Source organism: Gammaproteobacteria bacterium (genome assembly GCA_021648145.1).
Classification (GTDB): domain Bacteria; phylum Pseudomonadota; class Gammaproteobacteria; order JAADGQ01; family JAADGQ01; genus S141-38.
The window spans coordinates 1-24,960 of the sequence record JAKITI010000023.1 but is presented as its reverse complement, the minus strand read 5'-3'; the positions used below and the strand labels follow the sequence as shown (position 1 = coordinate 24,960).

Genomic DNA, 24,960 nt, shown 5'->3' with positions numbered 1-24,960 from the left:
CACCTTCCCTAAAGACATTATTTATATGTTTGCCGATGGTTTTAATGTCACGGTCAAATAACTGGGATAACTGCTGACGGTTAAGCCAAACCGAATCTTGCTCTAGCTTTACTTCAACCTGTGTTTGGCCATCTTTACTTTGGTAGATTTCGATTTGATTTTGCATTATAAACTTGTCTCCTTGTCGTAGCTTACCCGAACTTCACCGTTCATGAGTTTGGGTAGGAGGGTATCGCGGAGGGATTGTAGGGTACGGATTTGGGTAGCATTCATTTTTAATTTAGGAACAATTGTTTCCAACGTTTTATTAAAGTCCTCAATAATATTTTGAGGGGGAATTGATATATCAAAATTTTTAAGGTGCCCTAAGTCAATGCGCTGCCTTCCACTAGAACCCGCCAAACAGCCCTCGGCATACTCTCTAAAATCCTTGTTTCGTGCGAGTGTATAAGCAAAAAATGGATGAACTCCTTCTTTAGATCGCATGACAATATATTCTGTAGATCCCCAAGCAACCTCTTTTTCTTCTAAAAATGTTACATACGCTGTTTTTCCATTTTCTAAGCATGGTGTAATTCGAGCGAGAAGTGTATCTTCGTTAATAAATTTTGTTCCAGACTTAAATTCTCTGGCATACCAACCTGTTGGATTGAATGTCTGCGTATTCAAAGAAGTCATTTCCAAATATGTGGCTATAGTTCCTTTTGCTAAAACCCGCTTAGGATTGAAATCAATTAAATCAGAAATAACCCCTTCCCCCCAATCCTCCCCAGCCTCTTCCACAAACCACTGGCGAAACAGGGTTTCTGCCATCTGTTCAAGGGTTTTGTTCTGGCGGTGGAGCAGGTCGATTTTATCATCCAGCGAGCTTAATACTTCGGCTATGGCTTTTTGTTCGGGGAGGGGAGGGAGGTTGACTTCTATACTCGAAATTTCTTGGAAATTAATATTTGGCTGTGCAGACTGCCCAGACATATTATTTATATAGTCAATCATGCTTGTTTGACTTAAAAATTGGCTAATGTAGTAGGGTAATGCCAAATCTTGGTTGACCCTTAGAATCGCAAGTGCTTGGTTAGTATTTGCAGGAAGCATATTCTTTAATACAATTCCATTTTTACCTAAATAAGCACCTGCCATAGAAAAAAGGATATCAAGTTCTTCAAGCTGAGATCGTTTGAACTTATGATGCGTTTCTTTATCAATAGCAACAAATTTAGTTACATCTATCCTGCCGTCATAGTTTATAGCATCTGACTTTATATAATTTATTCCATGCTCAACAAACCCTTTACCTTTAGGAGGCGTTGTTCCTTTTGTAATTAATTTAAGCAATGACCCTAACGAGACCTCCCGCCACTCACTCATCCCCAACCTCCAATCGCTCGGTTTGGGTATATGTTCCCACGTGGGAGCGAGAAAATAGATGAGGTTTCTGACTGTTCCAGCTTTGCCAGTTCTTGCCTAATAACTTTTTCAGGCTGTTTGGCAATGGCACTGCGTTCAAATAACATGCCGTCCATACGTTCACGCAAGGTACGCACCGACCAGCTTAATTGTTGCGACAGTGTCGCAATAATATTTTTATCGGAAAATGCTTGATAAAATTTCACCATACGGCTTAAAGCCGAGTAGCTAAATCCCTTGCCAAATTCATTACTGAGTTGCTGGCTGAGTTTTTGTACTGTTTGCTTGCCGTATTCAGCACGGTTATTATCCAAAACTTGGAACTGTATCTGCTTACCAATTTGCCAATATGTCACTGTCAAGGTCTGATTGACATGCTTTATAACAGATAAGCGTGCTTCGGCAATCCGTTGCCTGATACCAGAGTAGAGTGTTTGGTATTCAACAGAAATTTGAGTCGTTGCCATGCCTTTTTTCTTAGCCATCTATCTTCACCTTTGCCAGATTCTCCAATATCCGCTGATTGAGTTCGGCTTCTTCTTTTAACTGGCTTTCAAATTCGGCTTTAAGGTTGCTAAAGCGTTCGCTAAAATCAAAATCATCTTCTTCCACGGCCAGCCCCACATATCGCCCTGGGGTGAGGACATAATCCAGTTCTTTGACTCTCTCAATGGGTGCGGCGTTACAAAAGCCCTTAACATCTTCGTAATCGCCTTCTGGGTTTCGCCAATTGTGATACGTGCCTGCAATGGTTTTTAGGTCTTCTGCGGAGAGTTCACGGGTACGACGATTGATGAGATGCCCCATATTGCGGGCATCAATAAACAGGATTTCATTGCGTCTATCACGAAACTTGCCATTGGCGCGGTTGCGGCTTAAAAACCAAAGGGAGGCGGGAATTTGGGTGTTTAAAAACAGTTTGGCGGGCAGGTTGACAATGCAGTCAATCAAGCCTGCTTCGACCAGTGCTTTTCTAATGTTACCTTCGCCTGATGTTTTGGAGGTTAACGCCCCTTTTGCCAGTACAAAGCCCGCTTGCCCGCTGGGGGCAAGGTGATAGATAAAATGTTGTATCCACGCATAGTTGGCATTGCCGGTGGGCGGTGTGCCGTATTGCCAGCGTCCGTCTTTGCGGAGTAAATCACCGCTCCAATCGCTGACATTAAACGGTGGATTGGCAATAATGTAATCGGCTTTGAGGTCTTTGTGGGCATCGTTTAAAAATGAGCCTTCGTTGTTCCATTTAACTTGCGAGCTGTCGATGCCACGAATGGCGAGGTTCATTTTGGCCAGCCGCCAAGTGGTCTGATTGCTCTCTTGCCCGTAGATGGAAATATCGTTTATTTTTCCTTGATGTTCGGTCACAAATTTTTCGGATTGTACAAACATCCCGCCCGAACCACAGCAAGGGTCAAGCACCCGTCCTTTGTAGGGTTCGAGCATCTCTACCAGCAGTTCAACCACACTTCTGGGGGTATAGAACTGTCCGCCTTTTTTACCTTCGGCCAAGGCAAATTCACCAAGGAAATACTCAAATACATGCCCCAACACATCAGCACTGCGGGATTTTGCATCGCCTAAAGCGATATTGCTGATGAGATCAATCAGTTCGCCCAAGCTGGTGGGGTCAAGGTTTTGCCGTGCATAGACTTTGGGTAACACACCTTTTAAAGAAGCATTTTCTTTTTCTATGGCATCCATTGCGCCATCAACGGTTTTGCCAATGGTGGGCTGTTTGGCATGGGCTTGCAGGTGTGACCAGCGGGCATCTGCTGGCACAAAAAAGACGTTTTCGGCTTGGTATTCGTCCTTGTCTTCGGGATCAGCTCCCGCATATTCACCTTCACCCGCTTTTAATGTGACGTATAGCTCTTCAAAGGCATCGGAAATATATTTAAGAAAGATTAAGCCGAGAAGTACGTGCTTGTATTCGGCCGCGTCTATGTTTTTTCTGAGCTTATCAGCCGATTTCCACAGTTGTTTTTCCAGTGGTTCTGCTTGTATTTCTTTTTTTTTTGCCATTTTGTTTCCGTTTATTTAATTCACTATTGATAAGTGAATTTTTTGGAAGCTAACGTATGAGAATACGCAACACTCATCCCTCCAAGTTTCACTTGACCACTTACTACTTTGATTAAAACCTGTTTTTTATGAAGGGTCTGCTTTAATTTCATCAACGGTACACACCAAGGACGTGAACGCCATCTGCGCTTCTATTTTATCACCCGGTTTCACATCACTTTCGATGCGTACTACTCGGCGCTGCGGCAAACTGCGTACAATCGAATAGCCTCGATCCAATGTCGCCAATGGACTCACCGCATCTAAAGCCCGGCTCAGTTCCCTTAATTTTTCACGGGGTTTATTGAGTATTTGTTGCATCACCCCATTCAATCGGCCTTCCAAAGAATCCAGTGTCTGACCATATTGGTTCAACTTGAGTGTAGGCACTTGATGCTTTAACGCAACACTCTGCTTCTCTAACTGGCTCTCTTGTTTTTGCAGAAAGCGTTGCATGGCTTTTTGCAAACGCTGCTCCAACTCATCTACACGTTGCGCATGAGCCATCAACTGCTGCCCTGGGTGGCGTTGCACCAGTCGCTGCGTCAACCATGAGAGCACTTGCTGTTTTTGGGTTATACAACTGGCTTGAAGCTCCATCAATCGCATCTGGTATTGTTCAAACTGATTTAGCAACGCCGCCCCATCAGGTGTCACCATTTCAGCCGCTACCGATGGTGTTGGTGCACGCTGATCTGCGACAAAATCAGCAATCGTAAAGTCGATTTCATGGCCTACACCTGAAATAACAGGTGTCATCGCATAATAGATCGCCTGCGCCACCACCTCTTCATTAAAGGCCCATAAATCCTCAAGAGATCCGCCACCCCGAGCAACAATCAATACATCACAGTTCTGAGCTTCATCCGCCCGCTCAATCATTTTTGCAATTTGCTGGCCTGCTCCCTCACCTTGAACGAGTGTGGGATAAATAATAACGTTCGCCAACGGATAACGCCGATTTAATACAGCAAGAATATCGCGAATCGCCGCCCCTGTGGGTGATGTCACCACACCAATTATTGCGGGAAAGCTGGGAAGTGGTTTTTTATTTCTCTCTTCAAACAGCCCTTCTCTATTAAGGCGCTGTTTGAGTTGCTCAAAAGCACGCTGCAAAGCCCCATCACCGGCTGCTTCCAGGTTTTCAACAATCAGTTGAAATTCGCCCCGCCCTTCATAAAGGCTCACACGAACGCGTGCTAAAACCTGATCACCGTTCTTTGGAACAAAATCAATATAACGATTTTGATTCCGAAACATGGCACAGCGAACTTGAGAAGAGTTATCTTTTAAAGTGAAATAAAAGTGCCCTGAAGATGGGCTGGCAAAGTTTGAAACCTCGCCTTCAACCCAAAGCAGTGGGAAATTACTCTCAAGAAGGCAGCGTGCTTCGCTGTTGAGGTCAGAAATTGTGTAGATTTTTCGCTGTAAGGTGGGAGATTGATGTTCATTCATGCAATTGATCATACCTTGCTCATTCATTTTTTCACAGACAAGGCTTATAATGTGCCACCGAAAAATCTAACTGCTTGCATATACGGAGTGTTCTATGCGCCTCATTCAAGATGCCTTAACTTTTGATGATGTATTACTTCAACCGGATTACTCCGATGTATTACCTAAAGAGGTCACGCTAAAAACAAAACTGACTCGTAACATCAGCCTTAATATTCCACTGATCTCTTCTGCGATGGATACTGTCACAGAATCTCGTCTGGCCATCGCTTTGGCTCAAGAGGGTGGTATGGGAATTATCCATAAAAATATGACTCCCGCACAACAAGCGGCTGAAGTCCGTCGAGTTAAAAAATTCGAAAGCGGAATTATTACGGAACCTGTCACAACAACCGTAGACACTACGATTCGTGATGTGATGGAGATTACCCGTACTAATAATATCTCTGGTGTTCCCGTTGTGGATGGTGACAACCTGCTCGGTATTGTGACCAGTCGTGACCTTCGTTTTGAAACACAACTTAATGACCCTATTACCAACATCATGACTCCAAAAGAGCGTTTGGTCACCGTCAAAGAAGGAGCCAGTCGTGAAGAGGTTCTTAAATTACTGCATAAACACCGTATTGAAAAAATACTGGTGATTAATGATGATTTTCATCTGCGCGGCATGATTACTGTCAAAGATATTCAAAAATCAACAGATTTTCCTAATGCATGTAAAGATGAGTTAGGTCGATTACGTGTCGGTGCGGCAGTCGGCACAGGCGCTGAAACCGAGGAGCGTGTTGCAGCACTGATAGCTGCTGATGTTGATGTGATTGTCGTCGATACCGCTCACGGTCATTCAAAAGGTGTTTTGGATCGCGTTCAGTGGGTTAAAAAGAACTATCCAGACATTCAAGTCATTGGTGGCAACATTGCCACAGCAAAGGCGGCTCGTGCCTTGGTTGATGCCGGTGCTGATGCGGTAAAAGTCGGTATCGGCCCTGGCTCTATCTGTACAACACGTATCGTCACAGGCGTGGGGGTTCCTCAAATCAGTGCCATCAACAATATTGCCAAAGAGCTTGAAGGCAGCGGAGTTCCTTTGATTGCTGACGGCGGAATTCGCTACTCGGGTGATATTGCCAAAGCAATTGCTGCGGGCGCTTATATCGTCATGATTGGCGGTATGTTTGCAGGCACTGAAGAGTCACCGGGTGAAGTTGAACTGTTTCAAGGCCGAACTTATAAAGCTTACCGTGGCATGGGCTCTTTAGGTGCGATGCAACAAGGCTCCAGTGACCGCTACTTTCAAGATGGATCTCAAGCTGAGAAACTCGTTCCAGAGGGCATTGAAGGACGCGTGGCCTACAAAGGCGGTATCATTCCAATTATCCACCAGCTCATGGGTGGCGTTCGTGCCAGCATGGGTTATACCGGTTGTAAAAATCTGACTGAAATGCGTACAAAACCTGAATTTGTTCGCGTCAGTAGCGCAGGTATGCAAGAGAGCCATGTTCATGATGTCACGATCGTTAAAGAAGCTCCGAATTACCACAGAGGAAATTAAGCCTAAAACCATGACTCATTCACATAATATTCACGATCACCGCATTCTGGTTTTAGATTTCGGCTCGCAATACACACAACTGATTGGTCGTCGCATCCGTGAGCTGGGTGTTTATTGTGAAATACTCCCTTACGATATTGATGCGGATGATATCCGCGACTTCAAACCCAAAGGTATCATTCTGTCAGGTGGCCCTGACTCAGTCACGGGTGAAGATTCACCGACGGCACCTTCCATTGTTTTTGAGCTGAATGTTCCTGTTCTTGGCATCTGTTACGGCATGCAAATCATGGCCGCTCAACTGGGCGGTAAAGTAGAATCTTCATCGCATCGTGAATTTGGTTACGCACAAGTCCGTGCCCGTGGCCACTCAAATTTATTACGTGACATCGAAGACCATACCACTGAAGAAGGCTACGGCATGCTTGATGTATGGATGAGTCATGGCGATAAAGTGACTGAACTGCCCGATGGTTTTATTCGCATTGCCAGCACTGATTCCGCTCCAATTGCCGGAATTGGTGACGAATCACGTCATTTTTACGGCATACAGTTTCATCCAGAAGTGACTCATACGCATCAAGGTGGACGTATTTTACAGCGTTTCATTGTTGAAATTTGCCAATGCGAAGCACTCTGGACCACTGAAAATATTGCCCAAGAGAGCATCCAGAAGCTAAAAGATAAGCTGGGTAATGATGATGTATTGCTAGCGCTATCAGGTGGCGTGGACTCTTCCGTTGTTGCCGCTCTGCTGCATAAAGCGATTGGCGACAAACTCACCTGTATTTTTGTTGATAATGGCTTGCTTCGCTTAAATGAAGGCGATCAGGTGATGGCAACCTTCAAAAAACACATGGGCATCAACGTCATTCGAGTCAATGCTGAAGATCGCTTTCTTAATGCACTCAAAGGTCAAGCTGATCCTGAGAAAAAACGCAAAATTATCGGCAATCTGTTTATCACAATTTTTGAGGAAGAGTCTGAAAAGCTCAATAATATTAAATGGCTTGCTCAAGGTACGATCTACCCTGATGTGATTGAATCAGCAGGCTCTAAAACAGGTAAAGCCCATGTGATCAAAACCCACCATAATGTCGGCGGACTGCCCGATACTATGAAGCTCAAGCTGGTCGAACCCCTACGTGAACTTTTCAAAGATGAAGTGAGAAAGCTCGGTGTGGAGTTAGGTTTACCTCATGACATGGTTTATCGCCACCCATTTCCTGGCCCGGGCCTTGGCGTGCGTATATTAGGTGAAGTGAAAAAAGAGTTTGCTGACCTGCTGCGCCCTGCCGATGCCATCTTTCTCGAAGAGCTGCATAACCATGACCTGTACAACTCAACCAGTCAGGCTTTTGCTGTTTTCCTGCCGATAAAATCAGTTGGAGTGATGGGCGATGGGCGACGTTATGATTATGTCATTGCGTTACGTGCTGTCGAAACCATTGATTTCATGACTGCACGCTGGGCACATTTACCTTATGAGATGCTTGATATTGTATCCCGCAGAATCATCAATGAAATTGATGGAATTTCCCGTGTCACTTATGACATTTCAGGAAAGCCCCCCGCGACCATTGAATGGGAATAAACGTAAAATCTGATGAAGAGTGGATTGACCACGCCCTGGGTTTAGCCGCGCATGCAGAGACCATAGGCGAAGTTCCTGTCGGCGCAGTTGTTGTTAAAGATAACAAAATTATAGGGGAAGGCTGGAATCAACCCATCACAAATCACGACCCTACCGCTCACGCAGAAATTATCGCACTTCGAGCCGCCGCGCAAACAGTGGGTAATTATCGCCTGTGTAATACAACGCTCTATGTCACATTAGAACCTTGTCCGATGTGTGCAGGGGCAATGATTCACGCCCGAATAAAACGCCTTGTTTATGGCGCAAGTGACCCAAAAACAGGCGCTGCGGGAACTGTGTTCAACTTACTGAATCATGAGAACCTTAACCATAAGGTAAGCTGCACAGCGGGAGTAAAAGCCGAGGAGTGTGGTCAGTTACTTTCTAAGTTTTTTAAAAAAAGAAGGGATGCCAGAAAAAATTAATTTAGAGAACTCAGTTCAAAATTAATTTCAATTTTTCGATTTGAATTTTCGATTTTTTTCGAATTAAACCTGATATTGCTGAATGATCAACGATAATAAAAAGTGTACTTTCGCCTAGGCTCTCAACAATAAGCTTCCCTTCTTCAAACTCAATAACGGAGTGTTCCAACAAACCTAGACCAGCTTTTTGACCTAAACTATGAAAATGCTTCACGGATCGAAGCATGACATCTTCAAAGGTATTTTTATTTAGACTTTTGAAATTACTGTGAGCCAAAACAGCACCATCTGCCCCAGTGATAACAGCTAAATTAATTAAATTAATATTTTTTAACTCAGATAAGATCAACCCCATTGCTTCTTCTTCGTATGCAGGCTTGCTGATCAAGTTTTGACTTAAACTGTCATCTCCAGCCACACCCGAAAATTTAACATCACTCTCGGTAATATTATTTTCAGAATCTATATTATCAATAGAAGAGGTACGTTCTGGCTCACGCACCAAGGGAGGAGGTAAATACTTTTTTTCAAGCTGATTTTCCACGCTATCTCTAAAGTCAGCAACAAATTGAGGTGAAAGCTCAATGCCACTTAAAAGTGCGAACTCTTTAAGCAATTTTTGCTGTTTTGTCTTGGCACCACTGTCTGAATTACTATTTTTATTAACAGGCTCTTCCGAAGACAAATCCAGCTCAGGGAGTGATTGACTATCATCTATTAATAAATCAATTGATGAGTTTAAATTGGATATATCAATATTTGAGTGCCGCTCACTTTTCGGGCTCTTGACTCTATTTTTTTTATACCAGAAAAATATTTGCTCAAACCATCGAGAAAAAGGCAAAAAGAGCTTTTGTTTTTTGTCAGGAACAACTGCAATCTCTTTTTTCGAAACTTGCTGTTCCTGTTCCTGTTCCTGTTTCATTTAATTTAACCACTTACATTCTATGAAAAAATTATGCTATAAGATAAACATCAATAAATGCATAGCAAAAAACTGAGAAGAAACTCAAATACTTGCCACATCAATCAACCCTGAACAATAAAAAAGTCAAAACCAGGTACTAACAAGAAATGGTGCAAAAAAAATCAACTGAATTACGCGCACATCATACTAGCTTGATGGGAAAAGTGGAAATTTTAAAGCAGTTATTCACGCTTCTGTCATATTGGGGAATCAAACACGAAATAACTGAAACAGTTGATATACTCAACAATTTGTTAACAACATCAGATAGCTTGCTTAAACACAATAAAATACAATATGTCCAAATTTTTTTGGATAGTGCAACTGATATTTCAGATGAAATTGAAAAGCATCACATTGAAAACCATCAAGATCATCTTTTCACTTCAACTCAAACACTTTTTCGTAAAGCAGAAAAAATTGCATCTACATCTAAAAGCGACTTATTAAAAAATATCCAGAATATTCTGGATAAAAAAGAAAAGCCAACTGAACTGTCTGAATCAATAAGCTTTTACACTCAAGCAGTCGATTTAATCAACCAGCTTATAAAAAACAGGCAGGCCTCTTTTAAAAAAGTTATCAATCAACTTGATGGTCAGGAGGCACGTTCAAAAATTGAAGATGCACTAAATAGTCCTGAAAACCATAACAGTATTTGCAAGTCTATAAAGACCAGCAGTATTCCGCGCCTTATCAATAGTGTCATACAGCAAAGTGATAGCAACTTAATGCTCGCTGTATTTGGAGACAAACAGTTTATTGAAAAGTTTTTTACACAAATTCATGGGAAACCTGTGTCTTTTAAAATAGATGGCGAACAAGAAACTACTATTTTGTGGCGTTTAACACTCTCTAGAAATACTGTTATTTATATTTTAGGCCTCACTACCGATAAACTTTTAAAGCACTCTGAGCAAAAATGGTTTGAGCGACTAGGTGATTTTAATTCTGTATTAATTTCCCTAGAAAATCTTGAGCCGCTATCAGATCAATACAACATCGCCTTGATGACTATACTAAACCTAGCTCATCATGATGTTATTCATTTAATTGAACCGGCTTCAGACCCATTAAAAATTTACAAGCAGCAACATTTTCTATTTCAGCACTTAAAACATGTCCATTTTGGAGTTCAGAATGATGAACAAAAAATTTCAAACTGGATTATTCAAAGCATATTTCCTTATAATGGGGAGAAGTAGAATATCAAACCCTACGGATAGCTTCATATCGACTGTATAATACCCAGTCAGAGGCTATAAATATTTTTTCGTCAACCAAGCAATATAGAGTAAGTGGAGTTTCAAAATGGGAAAAGACTTAAATAAAGTTCTCGATAATTTTTTAAAAATAAATGGCGTTAATGCTGTTGCATTAGTGGGGCGTGATGGGTTTGTTATCGAAAGTGTCGCCTCTGATACTGTCGACATGGAAGCCTTGGGAGCAATGGTTGCAACAGCCATTGGTACATCAGAAAGCTTGGGAGGAGAATTTAACTTAGGTGGAATGACTCAATATTTAGCTGAGTTTGACCACGGAAAAGTTATTATCGCTACAATTGGTGATGATATTCTGGCACTATTTACTGATGCTACTGCCGTTATTGGCGGAGTACGTTTTGCCGTTAAGAGAGGTGTTGACGAACTACTAAATGCCATGTAAATAGATCACTAAACCCAGATGGAAACATCTGGGTTTAGGTAAATTACAACAGACCTGTATATTCAATAATTTTATAAGCTTAGAAAGGTTTGACGTACACCGCGAAAAGGAATACGTTAAGCTTCACAGGTTGCAGCTTCACTGTGTGCCGTTTGGCGCTTAGATTTTGCTTCTTCAAGCATTTTATCTATTTGTTGATCTTTTATACGCTTTAGAAGCATAGGATTCATTCCAACTTTAGATAGACCCGCCTGAGTACTACTCTCGACAACAAGCCCATAGCTCTCAGCAATTAAAGCAGAAATAGTGCCACTAATACGCAAAAACGCCCCAAACACCAAGTAAGCTCGATCCTTATCGTATGTTTCAACACAGTGAGCCAATACGACCTGCTGAACTCGGTTCATCATGCCCAGCATATAAATATTTTTAACGCTCCTCTTCACATGAAGCAGACCAACATACCATTGACGCTCCCAAAACTCATCTCGTTTTTTACCACTTACAATCGTGACAATCCAGTCCGCTAATGTTTTTTCAACTTTGGAGCGCTCTCCTTCCTTGAAAACTGCTTTCGTTTCATCCAGAACGTAGAGCGTATCATAGAAAACATCAATAATTTCGGGTGCCCATAAAGCAATCGTTTCCGCCTCTTCCTGCAGAATATTCCAATCATTTTCTTGATAATCAACCAGAGAAGAGATGGTAGAAAAAAGTTCAGTAACTTGACTCATAAGAAGTGCTCCTTGCTTTTAAAAACACATAAAAAAACTATACCCTAGAAAAACCGATTTATATCACAATTTCTAGCACGACCTCTTGACGCACTTGGCAAATTCGCATTCCAGATGGTCTTTCAATAATAGCAGTGTATGATATTTTGTTCAGAAAAATTAATAGTCTGAAGGAGCAATCACGAAATAACTCATGCAACTTATGGTGCCAGAATTTTATTCCTTCTCATAACTCGGCCGAATAACTTCATTAATTATCTTTAGCGCACGGATACTATTTTTCTCTGCCTCAACTTTACTGGAAGATTCGGTATAACAGCGAAATTCAGGTGCATTACCGGATGGACGCATATGAACAATATCATCACTATCAAATGTAATGCGTACACCATCGGTGTTATCTATGGATTTCACACGACCCATGAGCGCCCCAAAGTAGCGCTCAATCAGCACGGCACCTTGATCATTAATTTCAGCCACGAGCCGTTGCCCGATTTCACTCGGAAACTCTTTTATTAGACCACTTGCAGTAAAGCGACGCGGCAAATTATCCACTAATTTCGACACTGGAGTATCACTCTCCTTGGCCAAAACCAGCAAAGCCAGAATAGGAATCACCGCGTCGCGTGTGGGCAGTGCGGTTAAAATATGTTCTCCAATAGCAATATCACTTGCCGTTAAAAAACCACCGTTGGCCTCATAACCCACAACTGATTTTTTACCTTTATCAATGGCTGATAACATCGCTTCAATCACAAATGGAGAGCCAATTCTGGTGCGTATGGTTTCAGGAAAATAACCACTTTTTTCAAGCGCGGTATTACAACTGACCGGCGCAACCACTGAGTCTGCCTTCAGGAAACGAGCGGTTAAAATACCCATCACGTCACCACGAATAAGACTGCCCAACTCATCAACTACTAACGGACGATCAGAATCACCATCAGCGGATGCAAGCAGATCCGCCCCATGCTCTTTCACCCAGGCCGCGAGCTGCTCTGGATCAGAGACGGCTTCCGTATCGACAGGAATAAATTGATCCGACGGTGCAACGCGAATCACCTCCACTCCGAGCTTTTCCAAAATTTCAGGAATCACATCTCGACCGACAGTCGAATGCTGATAAAAAATAACCTTAAAGCCGTTTAAATAATCCTGAGGAAACAGAGAGACATAGCGCTCAACATAACGCCGCATTGCAACTGGATTCGCACCACCTAATGAGACCACACTTTCTGAAAACATTCCTGATTCATCAAAACAAGAAGTCTGCTCTTGATTCGCAATGATAGGGTGATAGCCCGTTATCTTCTGTTCATCTTTTTTGAGAATCTCCCCCCATGGCATATAAAATTTAATGCCGTTACGATCATCAGGAATATGACTGCCTGTCACCATAATCGAAGCCTTGCCATCCATCATCGCGTGATATGCGAGTGCAGGTGTTGGAATAAAGCCACAATAATCGACCTGCAAACCATCATCGGTGACCGCTTGAGCCACCGCCGTCATAATTCGCATCGTACTGTCTCTGCGATCCCCTGAAATTGAAATCCCTTTTATATCCGCTCGTTGCTTCAAGTGCTTAATAAATGCACGGGTATAAAGATAACATTCACGATCCGTCATCTCAGTGACCAAACCGCGTACACCACTGGTGCCAAACTTTAATGCCATGGTACTTCCTTAGAGAATTTCTAAAACTGATTCGGGCGGGCGACCAATCGCAGCCTTGCCATTATTAACAACAATCGGTCTCTCAATTAAAGTTGGATGTTTCACCATAAATTCAATCAAGGCATGATCATCCAGCTCTGAGTTACCTAAATTATTCTCTTTATAGACCGCCTCATTTTTACGCATCAACTCTTGAGGTGTCATACCCAACATATCCAGAATTTCTTTCAAAACCTCGGCACTCGGTGGTGTTTTCAAATATTCCACCACGACAGGGGTAATCTCCTTATCTTGTAATAACTGTAATGTCAGGCGCGATTTAGTACACCGTGGATTATGATAAATAGTTGTTGTCATTTAATAATTCCTCAATAGCATTTAATTTCGGCTGAACACGGCTACCTGGACACCAACACCACACGCAACGCATCCAGCTTTAAACTGGCCGTTTCAATATGCTGTTTCAGGTCAACCATTTTTTCCTTCAAATATTCGATCTCATCTTCACGAATATTGGGATTTACTTCTCTAAGCTGTTGCAGGCGCTGAATTTCTGAGCCGAGTGCTTGTTCTGCTTTCTCCCAAGCCGCCGCCTTAATTTCAGGCAGTGCCGTTTCTGCAATTTTTTCTGCATCTTTTACACGTTCAAGAACCACGTCTCGCTGGCTTTTCACAATCTGTTTAAGAGTTGTTTTTGCAATTTTTTTCTTTAACTTACGATCATTAATAGTTTGATGATCCAGTTCAGATGAGAGGTCAATTCCCGTATGATCCAGTAGCACTCGTACCGTTTCTGGTGGCAAATAACGGGTTAATTGCAGTGATTTAGGCGCAGGGCTTTCAACGACAAACAGCGTTTCTAACAATAAAGAGCTTTTCCCTTCAATTTCGCTGCCATCAATCACAAGAATGGCGGCATTGCCCCGCTCACCATTCACAATATGATCCATCGCATCCAGTACCATCGGATGTTCCCACGTCAAAAATTGAGTATCTTCACGCGAAAGTGCCGTTTGGCGATGGTAAGTCACCGTCGTCCCTTCTTCGAACAATCCGGCAAGCCCTGAAATGTGCATGTGATTGCCATGGCGCACCACATAACATTGCGCCGACTGGTTTTCTGTCTCAATACCAAACTGATCAAACGCACGTTCCATATAGCTTTGTAACGCCAGTGATTCAGCCGACAAATTGATTTCATCCAGCAGTTCACCTGCCTGCTGTGAGCGGCACGAACTCAGCTCAAGCAGATGATCGCGACCCTTTTGCAACGCTTCATTCAAAGTTTGATGTGTGTGTGATGTCTCTTGCAATAGTGCCGCTGTTTTTGTTTCATCCAGAGATAAAAGTGCATCCACCAACACTTCCTGCATCTGCTCAAATACGGCATGACCTGCCGGACAAGTGTGAGTAAATGCACTTAAACCCTGTTCATACCATTCAAACAAAATCGCTTGAGCGGTATCCTCAAAATAGGGAACATGAATCTGAATTGTGGATGTTTGACCGATACGATCAAGCCGCCCGATGCGCTGCTCAAGCAGGTCTGGGTTCAACGGCAAGTCAAACAAAACCAGGTGATGGGCAAACTGAAAATTACGCCCTTCACTGCCAATTTCAGAACAGAGTAGAATTTGAGCGCCCTCTTCCATATCTGCAAAATAGGCTCCCGCCCGATCTCGCTGAACGATGCTCATGCCTTCATGAAACACCGCGACACGTTGGCCACTTTTATGGCGCAGCGCCTCTTCCAGCTCCAATACTGTTTGTGGTTGTGCACAGATTAACAATATTTTTTCGCCTGAAAACTCTTCTAACTTTTCACATAACCAATCAACACGTGGATCGAATGCCCACCATTTTTTGGGCACCACATTAAATTGGTGCAACATTTCAGGATGCAACCGAACCATGACCGACTCATCATTCGCCGCATCATGATAGGCTTCAGGCAAATTCAGCGGATAACCGTGAACAACACGCTCGGGAAAACCCGCGACTGTTTTGCGCGTATTGCGAAACAGAACGCGCCCCGTTCCATGGCGATCCAGTAATGCATCTAATAATTGCTGACGCGCTTGTTGCTGTGACTCATCTTCAGTTCTCTTTTCACTGAGCAGCTCAATGGAATCGCTATAAGTCTCGCCCAGTTTTTCTAACAAAACCACTTTCGCAGCTGCAGACAGTGGCTCATCCGCCACCAATGCATCGGCAACCTCCGCTACAGGCGCATATTCAGCTTCTTCTTTAATGAACTGTTCCAGTGAATAAAAACGACTCGGATCAAGCAATCGCAAGCGAGCAAAATGGCTGGCCACACCGAGCTGCTCAGGTGTCGCAGTGAGCAATAAAATCGCTTTGGTCTCTTGAGAAAGCTCATCAATTAACTGATATTCATCACTGACCTTCTCTTCTGACCAACCCAGATGATGTGCCTCATCAACAATCAGCATATCCCATTCACCGTCCAACACCTGCTCACGGCGCTGCGGTGAATCAAGCAAAAAAGGCAAGCTGCACAATACCAATTGTTCATCCATAAAAGGATTGTCATCACTATCATTTGACTCACAACGCTCTTCATCAAACAGACTGAACGAGAGATTAAAGCGTCGTAACATCTCAACCAGCCACTGGAAACAGAGTGACTCGGGCACGATAATCAAAGCACGATTAATACGACCTGTTTGCAGTTGATGATGCAAAATCATGCCCGCTTCAATGGTTTTACCCAGCCCAACTTCATCAGCCAGTAAAACGCGCGGTGCATACCGAGTTGCGACCTCATGGGCAATATAAATTTGATGTGGAATCAGCGCCGCACGTGCGCCACAAAGCCCATGTACTTCGGATACAGCCTGCTTCGCCCGAAGCCGCAGTGTGTCATACCGCATTTTAAAGCGTTTACTGGAGTCAATTTGCCCTGTAAACAAGCGCTCTTGTGGTTTGCTAAATTGAATGTGATCAGAGAGTGCAACTTCAGGCAAACGGCACGACTGGCCATCTTCTCGCACTCCAACATAGGTGAGAATATGCTCAGTTTCTTCGACTGAAGTGATGTTCAAAGGCCAACCTTCACAGCTTTCAACCGTATCACCGACCGCAAAGCGCACTCGTGTGAGTGGTGCATTATCAATGGCATAACAACGCTGCTCATCACTGGCTCGAAACAGCACCGTCACCATTCGATGATCCACCGCAATAACCGTTCCTAACCCTAACTCAGCTTCTGTCTCACTTACCCAACGCTGATTTGCAACAAACTGCTCCATTGAATCTCCACTGTTACGAATATTTTGAATTTCTCTATCATACGATTTTTAGATAAAGGATAGAATTAATAATTGCTGACAATTGGAAAAATCAGGAACGTACATGGAATAACTGGTATTGTTAATTAACGCATAACCCAGTAGCAGTAGTCTAAAACAGCACTTCCCAGAGGCAAAAACACCCACCGCACCTGCTTTTATGTAATAATAGAGTTAAACTCCATTATTACATAAAAATATGATAACTCGAAAAATCCTCAGTGAACTAAAAGTACTTCTTAGTGAGTACCCGATTGTGACGATACTGGGCCCAAGGCAGTCTGGTAAAACAACCTTGGTTAGGGACATATTAACAGGCTACCAATATTCAAATTTGGAAGATCCTGAAATACGCCAGTTTGCAGCCGATGATCCGAAGGCCTATTTGGCTCAATTTAAATCCAGGGTCATTATTGACGAAATTCAAAGAGTTCCTGAGCTTTTAAGCTACTTGCAGGTTTTGGTGGATAACGAAAAAGTGAATGGCCGATTCATTCTTACGGGGTCACATCAGCTGAAATTGCAAGAGTCGATCACTCAATCACTGGCTGGAAGAACAGCAATATTAACCTTATTACCGCTCTCTATTTCAGAGCTTTTAAGCTCTGGTTTTAATTCAGATAGCTTTGAAGGGTATTGTTATAAAGGGTTTCTTCCAAGAGTTTATGATCAAGATATCAGGCCGAAAACGGTTCACTCCAACTATTATCAAACCTATGTAGAAAGAGATGTCAGGCAATTAATTAACCTGAAAAATCTATCTCTCTTTGAGAAATTTCTAAAGCTGATTGCAGGGCGAGTGGGACAGATTTTCGATGCGAGTTCTATTGCTAACGAAGTCGGTGTTGATTCAAAGACGATCAGCCACTGGCTCTCAATCCTGGAAGCTTCTTTTATTCTCTTTAAGCTACCCGCCTACTTTGAGAACTTTGGTAAGCGTGTCATTAAGTCACCAAAATATTATTTTATGGATGTAGGGCTTCTGACATTTATGTTAGGCATCAAAAAAAAGGAGCAAATTAGCCGAGATCCTCTTATTGGCAATATTTTCGAGAACCTTGTAGTTCTTGAGTGCTTTAAAGAACGATACAACCAAGGGAAGCTTGCCAACCTCTATTATTTTAGAGACAGCAATGGGAATGAGGTTGACCTAGTCTTTCAAAATGGTCGAGAGCTTATTGCCATCGAAATAAAATCCGCAGTAACGTATTCAAAAGATCAGCTTAAAGGGCTCAAAAAATTTTCAGAAATATCTAATAAATGTTCAAAGAGTTATCTTGTCTATAACGGCGAAGATATTAATTTGAGCGACAATACATCACTCATTAATTTTAGGAATATTTTTAGAGTGTTTGAGTTGTAAAAGTAACAACCCAATTGCTTGCATCATTAGTTAAGAATGTGATGACACCCAGGCCCTCTGATCATACTTCTTCCACCTGTATGAGGGCTCACTTCTATTTGAGTACTAATTCGCTCTTTAAGCGTTGTCACATGAGAAATCACACCAATCAGTTTGCCTTCTTGTTGCAGTCCGGCAAGTGTTTCCAGAGCGCTATCCAGTGCCTCTTCATCTAAAGTACCAAAACCTTCATCCAGAAATAGTGAATCAACGCGGACGTTTTTACTGGCCATATTTGACAAACCCAACGCCAAAGAGAGGCTCACGACAAAGCTTTCACCCCCCGACAGATTTTTGGTCGAACGAATTTCACCGGCTTGATAGTTATCAATGACATTCAGCTCAAGCGGCTGCGCGCTGTCTCTGATCAGAAGATAGCGATCCGTCATTTTTTGTAACTGCCGGTTCGCATGTCCTACCATCATTTCAAATGTTAAACCCTGAGCAAAATTACGATATTTTTTCCCATCAGCAGAGCCGATCAATTCATGCAACATATCCCAGCGTGAACATTCAATTTTTTGTGCATCAATGGCTTGGGTACGTGTCTGCTGCTGGCTTCTCAAATTCTCATTTTCATTCAACTTATGGAGAATTCCATCCAGCACTTTGCGAAGTTCATTCAAAGCGTTGCTCAAGCTCTCCAGCTTTTCTACAAGCAATTCTCGGGGTTGATCCGTCATATGTTTTTTTCGTTCTATCTTTAGCAGTGCTATTTTATCTTGCAGCCTTGCATTCAACTCTGTTTGTTCAGTTTTTAATCGCTGAGCCTGGTGCATCAAATTTTTACGCTCATCTTCTGGCAAGAGAGCCGCCAGGTAACGCTCTTCATCAATAAAGCCAAACTTGCTCAACCGAGCTAGAAATTTCGGCTCATCATTTTTTAATGTTTCTGATCTTGCAATAATTTTTCGATCGACCACATCAATATTACTTCTCAGTTCACCCAGCTTTTGAGTTGCAGAGTTATAAATATGATGTGAATCCTCCAGATTTTTTTCACACTTTTCGACGGCTGATAGCAGACTGTGCTCTTCAATATCTGAATTTTTATCTCCAAAAATCATTTGCCGCTGGTGATTTAAAGAGTCTCGTGCATGAATCAAAATGGAGCGTTCATCTAACTGTTTTTCAAGCTCGGTTTCACTCTTTTTAATTTGCTCAGTTTGGTGCTGAGTCTTGAGCTCCAAAGATGAAATAAACTTTTCAAGCTCGACCTTTTCCTGTCGCCGTTCCTGCCACTGAACACGGCGTGATGTTAAGTCACCCAATATATCGCCCGCCAGGCTTTTAATTCCATACGGCAACAGATCATGCAAAGTATCTTGCTCTGCTTTCTTTAGCTGTTCGACAAGAATTTCCAGCTCTTTTTCTATTCGATCAACTTCTTGTTTATGGGTACCTTTTTTATGGGCGGCGCTTCGAGTCTCTATATCCAGTTGTGTTACAGCATCTTTTGCTGATTCCATTGCATCACGCAATGTAGAAATTTCTTTTTCGTACGCTTCGGCGGTCTGCACAATTTTTTCTGTGCTTTCCAGATCTTCATTATTTTCCTGTTTAATTTTTAAGTTATTTTCTGCTGTAAAAGGGTGTTCTTCTGCCCCACATAATGGACATAATTCACCATCTCGAAGTTGATCTCTGGCTTCTTCAAAACCTTTTTTAACCTGCAGTTCAGAGAGTGCATTTCGCCAATACATAATCTCTCTACCTGCCAAAACCCTCTTAAATTCAACTTGTTTTCCAGCAAAAACACTCGTTTCGGCATCAAACCTCTTTTTATGGGATTCAAGTCGAGTTGACTGTTCACGCCACACTTGAAGTGTATCTCTTCTATTTGCCTTGGCGACATCTAACCCATTAAGCTTGTCACGATGTTTTTCTTCAAGCTCATAAAGTCTGTCGAACTGCTTTTCTATTCCAGCGAGATGTGCAATCAATCTTTCATCGGCTTTACTTTTACTGAGAGTTTCCAAAACTTTTTCAAGTGCTGAGTTTTTTAATTTGAAATCTTCGCGATCCTTTTGATGGCTGCCACAAACAGCTCTAAGAGACTCCTGCGTCTGTGCAATACTCTTCTCTACTGTTTTAATGGGCTCTGCTTTTTCACTGAGTTTAGAGTCTAAATCCCTAACTTTACGAATTGTCAGAAGCCCTTTTTTTTGTGCCTCTTTTTTCTGTATCAAATTTTCATGTGCGTGTTTCCATGAGTTTTCATACTGTTGAACCTCTTCCTCGTATTTCGGAAGTTTTGACTGGTATTCCTTCAGGTTATTTTGATCCGTTTTTTGTTCACCACGCAGTGAAGTCAGACGGCTGTATTCACCCGCCAGCTCCATCGTTTTATTAGCACATTCAAGCCGCTCAAGCTCGGGTTTAAATTCATCCACTCGAACAAGCAGGTTCTGCTTTTTTTCTTCAAGTATCTCCTGTTCTTTTTCAAGGCGCTCAATACTGGTAAGCCAGGTAATTTCTCGATTTTTTTGCTCAACTTGCTGGCTTAGATCAGCTTCCTGAGGCTCCTGTTGCTTCAAGCTCTCCCTCAGATCCCTCTCATCTTCTTCACTCAGAAGTTGCATTCCATCCAGCTCGGCTTGAAGAATGTTCAGTTTATTTTTTTCATCGGTACGGCGCTCATGAACAGACATTGAAATCTGACTATAAATCTCTGTACCAGTAATCTGTTCCAAAATGGGCGCACGATCATCAGGTGCGGCTTGCAGAAATGCGGAAAAACCACCTTGTGCCAATAACATCGAGCGAGTAAAACGGTCGAAATCCATTCCTGTCGCGGTTTCAATTTTTTCAGCCACACCCCGAAGTTTTGATTCGATAATTTTCCCCGAATCCGCATCGGCTATCTCATGTTTCGGTGACTGCAACTCACCGCCCGCTTTTTTGCGTGCACGATGCTGCCCCCAGTGACAACGATATCGCCCCGACTGAGTTTCAAAAGTGACTTCGGCAAAGCACTCGCCCGTTTGCCGTGACATGATTCCATTGACACTTTTGGTGATTTTATCCAGACGCGGCGTTCGGCCATAAAGTGCCAGACAAATCGCATCGAGAATGGTTGTTTTACCCGCACCCGTCGGCCCCGTAATGGCAAATATTCCATCCGAGACATAAGCGGGATGTGTTAAATCAATCGCCCACTCACCCACCAGTGAGTTCAGGTTTTTAAAACGTATCTGGAGAATTTTCATGAGTCACCGTTGCACTATCCGACAAACGCACCATACCCCATATTAGGTGCCACAAAATGTTTGATAAGAAGCAAAACTTTCAGGTGCAGGCTCTGCATATTCGCTTAAATTTTCCTGTTTTTCAAAAGGATTTGTGAGAACCGTCATCAATTTTTCAAACGGTGCATAATTGGACTCTTTTTCAGCGGCATACAGGGCTTCTTCAACCTTGTGATTGCGTGGAATATAGAGCGGATTCACTGCATTCATGGAGGCGATGCGCTGCTCGGGTTCTACCGATTCACGCGCCAAGCGTTCAGCCCAGCGTGTATGCCATTGATCAAATTTTCCCGGGGTATCAAATAGTTTTCGTGCCACATCTGTTTTACCTCGAACTGCATCAGCAAGCCCTCGAAACAACAGAGTAAAGTCTACATTCTGCCCTTCCATCGCAAGGTGAAGATCATGAGCAAGCGTAAAATCACCTTCTTCTATGGTCGTCAATCCGAGCTTGGTGCGCACACCAGTGAGCCAATATTTTTGGTAGTGGCGGGAAAAAGCATTGACTTCATGAGACGCAAGTTTGACAGCCTCCTCTTTATCGCCTGCAATCAAAGGCAGTAAGGTTTCAGCAAATCGAGCCAAATTCCACTGTGCAATATTGGGTTGATTGCTATAAGAATAGCGGCCATGTTTATCAATAGAGCTGAATACTGTCGCGGGGTCATACTGATCGAGAAACGCACACGGCCCGTAGTCAATGGTTTCGCCAGAGAGTGTCATGTTATCGGTATTCATCACCCCATGCACAAAACCCACCAGCATCCACTTCGCTATCAAAGCCGCTTGCCTATCGCATACCGTGCGCAGTAAGCCAAGATAAGGGTTTTGGTCTTCCACAAGTTCATGAAAGTGGCGCTCGATTGTATAGTCTGCAAGCTGCTTTGCCTTGTCGGTTTCATTACGATTTGCAAAAAATTGAAATGTACCTACACGCAGATGGCTTGCCGCAATACGTGTCAACACAGCTCCAGGAAGCAGCTCTTTACGCATGATTTTTTCACCCGTAATAACCACCGCCAAAGCGCGCGTTGTCGGTACATTAAGCGCATGCATAGCTTCACCCATAATGTATTCACGCAGCACGGGCCCCAGCACGGCCTTGCCATCTCCACCGCGTGAAAATGGTGTCGGGCCAGAGCCTTTGAGGTGGATGTCGTATCGCTCACCATTTCGATTGATGATTTCCCCTAGTAGCAAGGCTCGTCCATCTCCCAATTGGGGGCTAAAGCTGCCAAACTGATGACCTGCATACACTTGTGCTAACGGAGCTGCGCCCGTGGGTGAAACACTTCCCGAAAATATGCTTGCGACTTCCTCTGCTTGCAAATGATCAAGCTCAAACCCCAACGCTTCTGCCAATAAGTGATTCAATTTTAACAGGGCGGGCGTGGGTACTTTATCTCCCTGGTGTGAAACATAAAACCCCTCTAATTGTTTAGCATAGCTATTGTCAAACTTCAAACCAATATCAATCGCTGCATTAGGCATTTTAGTTTTTTCCATTTTTTATATCAACTCAACTCCAAAAAAACAAGCCTAAGTTTTTAAAGCGTATCTCGAGAATCTTCGTAAAGAGAAGTCACTGTTTCTTGATAGGAAAGCAACAATTCCGAGCGCTGTTCATCAGGTACGTCATGCGCATCCAGGCAGCGTTTAAAGACATCATTCACATTCAAGTCATCCAGTGTTTCATTATCATCAATTCGACTGAGAACACGATTGACCAGGCGATTACTCTTCACACGAAGTATCTCCATCTCAGTTTCAGCCATCGCAGCATCCAGACGTTCACGTAAGTCAGCAATGACCTCTTCACCCTCATAAGTCACTTCCAACCAAGCTTGGCTCTGCTTATCCGATAATATTTGAATCTGAGCTGAAATTTCATCCCAACTGCCTTTGATACGCTCAAGCTTTTGGAAGAGTGGCACTTTAACTAATGATACGGTTGCCTTTCTGCCTGAAAACTCAATCAGACAGACACTCTTTTCCTGCTTGGCTTCACCAAACCCCATCGGCAATGGTGATCCGCTATAACGTTTGACTTCAGAGCCTCCCACCTTTTGTGGAACATGAAGATGCCCTAATGCGAGATAGTCAATGAACGGTGGAAAAATTGCGGGCGTAACATGCGCCAATGATCCGACATACAGTTCGCGAACACCATCGCCCTCGGTCGTTTTTCCACCTGCGGTAAAAAGATGCCCCATCGCGATAATCGGAATTTCGCTCTCCAGTGCCTTGCGCTGATTCTCGGCCAATTCACACACCTCACCATAGTGAGTGCGAATGCCTTCAATCAGTTTACGTTCTTTATCATCAATACTTTCACCCGCCTCACTCACACGAATATCACGATCCCGCAAATAAGGCACAGCACAGATAATAAGCTCGGGTGAGCCATCACTATTTTCTAATAACAAGATTTCATCTTCAGGATTTTCAGAAGCCAAACCGACGACATGAACATCAAGTGCACGCAGCAGCTCCTTCGGTGCATTCAAGAATGAAGGTGAGTCGTGGTTTCCAGCAATCACGATGATATGACGACATGATGAAGCCGCGACGCGACACAAAAATTGATAATAGAGTGTCTGCGCCCAGTTACTTGGCGTGCTTGTATCAAAGACATCACCCGCAACCAGCAGTGCGTCCACCTGCTGCTGATTGATTGTCTCGACTAACCAGTCGAGAAATGCAGAGAACTCATCGTATCGTTTACGGCCATAAAGCGACCGGCCAAGATGCCAGTCCGAGGTATGGAGAATTTTCATATTTGCCATTATTTTTCAGCCCATATTAGCCGTGCCATAAAATAATAGCATGTGCGATCCAATTTTTATTAACTCAAGCTAAATTTCCATATTTTTATAGGTTGGCAGTGGGCTTGCAAACCCCACAACATTGGTTCCGCAAATTCATCCCTGCCTACGGTGTACTGCTATTTGTTAACTTAAATGGAATTGATCGACAGACTTCATGGTGAATGGAATGAATTCAATCCTTCTCGCTCTATCAGTGAGTGGCTGTGTTATTATTTTTCAGTCCATGATTACAATTGACAAAGTATTTCCACAGGCCTATAAATAGAGGCGATGTCTTTTGGAAGTGGCTAAATTCTGATTGTGACATTCAATGGAATGAGCAAGAACTTTATACATTTTGAAAAATCAGTCTGGGTCATCTTGCTATCTACTCCTGAGGTGAAATAGGCTTTTAGTAACAATTCAAAGCAGCATCACTGAAGAGTCATTCCATGAAAAATCTCAAAAAGATCAAAGTTTCAGACCTCAAATTACACCGTGCACTCATGCTCATAATAACCGTACTGCTCCTAAGTGGTTGCGGAGGGCAAGCCAGTCAAGATGAAGTCTCACACGCCAACGACAAACTTTCAGCACCGCTTCCCAAAGC

At 43.0% G+C, this 24,960-nt stretch carries 18 protein-coding genes; 6 read left to right on the top strand and 12 right to left on the bottom strand.

The annotated features are described in order from the left end of the window. Window positions 1–165: 165 nt before the first annotated feature. The 4 genes from L3J70_11935 to xseA form a co-directional block, all read right to left on the bottom strand. Window positions 166–1,368 carry a restriction endonuclease subunit S gene (locus L3J70_11935; GenBank protein MCF6237061.1) on the bottom strand — a complete coding sequence of 401 codons (1,203 nt, stop codon included), beginning with the start codon at window positions 1,366–1,368 and terminating at the stop codon, window positions 166–168. Then, window positions 1,365–1,892 (bottom strand): DUF1016 N-terminal domain-containing protein, encoded by a 528-nt coding sequence (locus L3J70_11930; GenBank protein ID MCF6237060.1) that lies wholly within the window; start codon window positions 1,890–1,892, stop codon window positions 1,365–1,367. Before L3J70_11930 ends, L3J70_11935 begins: the two co-directional genes overlap by 4 nt. Further along, the gene (locus L3J70_11925; GenBank protein ID MCF6237059.1) at window positions 1,885–3,429 is read right to left on the bottom strand and encodes a type I restriction-modification system subunit M; all 1,545 of its coding nucleotides are present in this window, start codon (window positions 3,427–3,429) and stop codon (window positions 1,885–1,887) included. The genes L3J70_11930 and L3J70_11925 overlap by 8 nt, the downstream gene beginning before the upstream one ends. Before the next feature lie 126 nt (window positions 3,430–3,555). Beyond that, window positions 3,556–4,935, bottom strand: coding sequence for an exodeoxyribonuclease VII large subunit (gene xseA / locus L3J70_11920; protein MCF6237058.1), 1,380 nt, complete (start codon window positions 4,933–4,935; stop codon window positions 3,556–3,558). A gap of 82 nt (window positions 4,936–5,017) precedes the next feature. Between xseA and guaB the strand changes: the two genes are divergently transcribed. Genes guaB through tadA form a run of 3 tightly spaced genes read left to right on the top strand, consistent with a single transcriptional unit; the run spans window position 5,018 to window position 8,539 of the window. Further along, on the top strand, window positions 5,018–6,478 hold the full coding sequence (gene guaB / locus L3J70_11915) for an IMP dehydrogenase (protein ID MCF6237057.1): 1,461 nt from the start codon (window positions 5,018–5,020) through the stop codon (window positions 6,476–6,478). Window positions 6,479–6,488: 10 nt separating this feature from the next. After that, window positions 6,489–8,072 (top strand): glutamine-hydrolyzing GMP synthase, encoded by a 1,584-nt coding sequence (gene guaA, locus L3J70_11910; GenBank protein ID MCF6237056.1) that lies wholly within the window; start codon window positions 6,489–6,491, stop codon window positions 8,070–8,072. Next, window positions 8,063–8,539, top strand: a complete 477-nt coding sequence (gene tadA, locus L3J70_11905) for a tRNA adenosine(34) deaminase TadA (protein ID MCF6237055.1) — start codon at window positions 8,063–8,065, stop codon at window positions 8,537–8,539. The genes guaA and tadA overlap by 10 nt, the downstream gene beginning before the upstream one ends. A 10-nt stretch (window positions 8,540–8,549) precedes the next feature. Here the strand turns inward: tadA and L3J70_11900 are convergent, their stop codons facing one another. Next, on the bottom strand, window positions 8,550–9,464 hold the full coding sequence (locus tag L3J70_11900) for a roadblock/LC7 domain-containing protein (GenBank protein MCF6237054.1): 915 nt from the start codon (window positions 9,462–9,464) through the stop codon (window positions 8,550–8,552). Window positions 9,465–9,613: 149 nt separating this feature from the next. On the opposite strand from L3J70_11900, the gene L3J70_11895 reads away from it, so the two are divergent. Further along, on the top strand, window positions 9,614–10,711 hold the full coding sequence (locus tag L3J70_11895) for a hypothetical protein (GenBank protein MCF6237053.1): 1,098 nt from the start codon (window positions 9,614–9,616) through the stop codon (window positions 10,709–10,711). Between the two features lie 106 nt (window positions 10,712–10,817). Then, window positions 10,818–11,171, top strand: coding sequence for a roadblock/LC7 domain-containing protein (locus L3J70_11890; GenBank protein MCF6237052.1), 354 nt, complete (start codon window positions 10,818–10,820; stop codon window positions 11,169–11,171). Window positions 11,172–11,287: 116 nt separating this feature from the next. Here the strand turns inward: L3J70_11890 and L3J70_11885 are convergent, their stop codons facing one another. The 4 genes from L3J70_11885 to rapA form a co-directional block, all read right to left on the bottom strand. Next, window positions 11,288–11,905 carry a protoglobin domain-containing protein gene (locus tag L3J70_11885; GenBank protein MCF6237051.1) on the bottom strand — a complete coding sequence of 206 codons (618 nt, stop codon included), beginning with the start codon at window positions 11,903–11,905 and terminating at the stop codon, window positions 11,288–11,290. Window positions 11,906–12,121: 216 nt separating this feature from the next. Next, window positions 12,122–13,582 carry a phosphomannomutase gene (locus L3J70_11880; protein MCF6237050.1) on the bottom strand — a complete coding sequence of 487 codons (1,461 nt, stop codon included), beginning with the start codon at window positions 13,580–13,582 and terminating at the stop codon, window positions 12,122–12,124. 9 nt (window positions 13,583–13,591) lie between these two features. Next, entirely contained in the window at window positions 13,592–13,939 is a 348-nt protein-coding gene (gene arsC, locus L3J70_11875) for an arsenate reductase (glutaredoxin) (protein ID MCF6237049.1), read from the bottom strand. A gap of 41 nt (window positions 13,940–13,980) precedes the next feature. Continuing rightward, the gene (rapA, locus tag L3J70_11870) at window positions 13,981–16,854 is read right to left on the bottom strand and encodes an RNA polymerase-associated protein RapA (protein MCF6237048.1); all 2,874 of its coding nucleotides are present in this window, start codon (window positions 16,852–16,854) and stop codon (window positions 13,981–13,983) included. 295 nt (window positions 16,855–17,149) lie between these two features. Between rapA and L3J70_11865 the strand changes: the two genes are divergently transcribed. Beyond that, window positions 17,150–18,256 (top strand): ATP-binding protein, encoded by a 1,107-nt coding sequence (locus L3J70_11865; GenBank protein MCF6237047.1) that lies wholly within the window; start codon window positions 17,150–17,152, stop codon window positions 18,254–18,256. Window positions 18,257–18,282: 26 nt separating this feature from the next. Here the strand turns inward: L3J70_11865 and L3J70_11860 are convergent, their stop codons facing one another. From L3J70_11860 to L3J70_11850, 3 genes are read right to left on the bottom strand one after another with little or no spacing between them, the layout of a single operon-like run. Then, complete coding sequence (locus tag L3J70_11860; GenBank protein MCF6237046.1) at window positions 18,283–21,504, bottom strand: AAA family ATPase; 3,222 nt, start codon at window positions 21,502–21,504, stop codon at window positions 18,283–18,285. 42 nt (window positions 21,505–21,546) lie between these two features. Continuing rightward, a complete protein-coding gene (locus L3J70_11855; protein MCF6237045.1) occupies window positions 21,547–23,049 on the bottom strand; it encodes a YdiU family protein in 1,503 nt (500 codons plus the stop codon). A gap of 41 nt (window positions 23,050–23,090) precedes the next feature. Continuing rightward, window positions 23,091–24,320, bottom strand: coding sequence for an exonuclease SbcCD subunit D C-terminal domain-containing protein (locus tag L3J70_11850; GenBank protein MCF6237044.1), 1,230 nt, complete (start codon window positions 24,318–24,320; stop codon window positions 23,091–23,093). Window positions 24,321–24,960 lie beyond the last annotated feature (640 nt).